Consider the following 2,286-nt stretch of genomic DNA (forward strand, 5'->3'; position numbering starts at 1 on the left):
CCGCCTGTTCGAGGCGGTCGAGAAAAAACTCGGCGGGCTCGATGCGTTGATCAACAATGCCGGCATTGCCGGGCCGACCGGCGGTGTCGACGAGATCGACCCTTCCGACTGGCGGCGCTGCATCGACATCTGCCTGACCGGCCAGTTCCTGTGCGCTCGGCGCGCCGTGCCGCTGATCAAGGCGGCGGGCGGTGGTTCGATCGTCTCGATGTCGTCTGCCGCCGGCCGCCATGGCTACGCCTTCCGCACACCCTATTCGGCGGCCAAGTTCGGTGTCATCGGTTTCACGCAGAGTCTCGCCAAGGAGCTCGGACCGCACGCCATCAGGGTCAACGCCATCCTGCCCGGCATCATCGAGGGGCCCCGCATCGAAGGTGTTATCTCGGCGCGCGCCAAGCAGGTCGGTATCAGCCACGAGGAGATGACCGGACGCTATCTGCAGAACATCTCGCTGCGCCGCATGACCAGCCCCTATGATGTGGCGTCGATGGTCGCCTTCCTGCTCTCCGATGCGGGGATCAACATTTCCGGCCAGTCGCTCGGCGTCGACGGCAACGTCGAAACACTTTGAGGAACAAGCCATGGCCAATGTCGCGATCGTCGGAAGCGGGTTTATCGGGCGGGCCTGGGCAATCAGCTTTGCCCGCGCCGGCCATGATGTGCGGATGTGGGACCAGTTGCCCACTGCCACGGGTGGCGCCCGCGACTACATTGCCGGCGTGCTCGGTGATCTCGCCGCGAACGATCTTCTGCGGGGACAGCAAGCCGGTGACGTGCTTGACCGTATTTCCGTTGTCGCCGAGCTTGAAGAGGCCTTGGCGGGTGCCGTTCATATCCAGGAGAACACACCCGAAGACCTCGAGGTGAAGCGGGAGGTGTTTGCCCTGATCGACAGGCTTGCCGATCCGCGGACAGTCATCGCCAGTTCCACCTCGGCGCTGTTGCCGTCGAAATTCACCGACCATCTGCAAGGGCGGCAGCGCTGCTTGGTCGTGCATCCGATCAACCCGCCCTATCTCATTCCGGCGGCCGAAATCGTGCCGGCGCCATGGACGTCCGCCGAGACGGTCGAGACAACCCGCGCCTTCCTCATGGACGCCGGTCATGCGCCCCTGGTGATGAAGCGCGAACTCGACGGCTTCATCATGAACCGCCTGCAAGGCGCATTGCTGGAGGAGGCTTTCCGGCTTGTCGCCGACGGCTACGCCAGCGTCGAGGATGTCGATATAGGTATCCGTGACGGACTGGCGCTGCGCTGGTCGTTCATGGGCCCGTTCGAGACCATCGATCTCAATGCACCCGGTGGCGTGCGCGACTATGTCGAGCGCTATCAGGGCATCTATTCCAACATTTTTCCCCAGACGCAGCGGCGCGTCGACTGGGCGGGTGAGGTGATGAAAACCATCGAAGCCGACCGCCGCGAACGCCTGCCGCGCGAAAACCTCGGCGAGCGGCAGGTGTGGCGTGACCGCCGGCTGATGGCACTGGCGGCGCACAAGAAAAAATCGGACCAGGAGTACGGACAATGATCGAAACGAGCCGCAAGCCGGGGCCTGCACAGACCAAGGGCAAGGTCATCATCACCTGCGCGGTGACAGGTGCCATCCACACGCCGACGATGTCGCCTTATCTGCCGATCACGCCAGACCAGATCGCCTCGGAGGCGATCGCGGCTGCCGAAGCCGGTGCCGCAATCCTGCATCTGCATGCGCGCGATCCGGAAACCGGCAAGCCCGACCAGACGCCGGAGGCCTTCGCTCGCTTCCTGCCGCGCGTCAAGCAAGGCACCAACGCCGCCATCAACATCACCACCGGTGGCAGCCCGTACATGAAGGTCGAGGAGCGCGTGCGCCCGGCCGCCCAGTTCAAACCGGAAGTCGCCTCGCTCAATATGGGCTCGATCAATTTCGGGCTCTATCACCTCGCCGACAAATACGAGACCTTCAAATTCGACTGGGAAAAGCCGCATCTGGAAGCGACCCGCGACCTCGTCTTTCGCAACTCGTTCAAGGACATCGAGTACATCCTGGCGACCTGCTACGACAACGGCACGCGCTTCGAGTTCGAGTGCTACGACATCGCCCATCTCTACAACCTCTCGCACTTCGCCGACCGCGGGCTGGTGAAGCCGCCTTTCTTCGTGCAGTCGGTGTTCGGACTGCTCGGCGGCATCGGCACCCATCCCGAAGACGTCGCCCATATGAAGCGCACTGCCGACCGGCTGTTCGGCGACCAGTTCCGCTGGTCGGTTCTCGGCGCTGGCGCCAGCCAGCTGCGCATAGCCTG

General features: G+C 63.6%; 3 protein-coding genes. All 3 read left to right on the forward strand.

Features of this window, described 5'->3' with window-relative positions; all coding sequences use genetic code 11:
* Positions 1-571, forward strand: a 571-nt coding sequence (locus EN749_RS34375) for an SDR family oxidoreductase (protein WP_145991137.1), incomplete at its 5' end; no start/stop codon positions are given.
* A 10-nt stretch (positions 572-581) separates the two neighbouring features.
* Positions 582-1,529, forward strand: coding sequence for a 3-hydroxyacyl-CoA dehydrogenase (locus EN749_RS34380; RefSeq protein ID WP_128364846.1), 948 nt, complete (start codon positions 582-584; stop codon positions 1,527-1,529).
* On the forward strand, positions 1,526-2,286 hold a 761-nt coding region (locus EN749_RS34385), incomplete at its 3' end, for a 3-keto-5-aminohexanoate cleavage protein (protein ID WP_145991138.1). The genes EN749_RS34380 and EN749_RS34385, both read left to right, overlap by 4 nt.

This window comes from Mesorhizobium sp. M7A.F.Ca.ET.027.02.1.1, assembly GCF_004022985.1.
GTDB lineage: Bacteria > Pseudomonadota > Alphaproteobacteria > Rhizobiales > Rhizobiaceae > Mesorhizobium.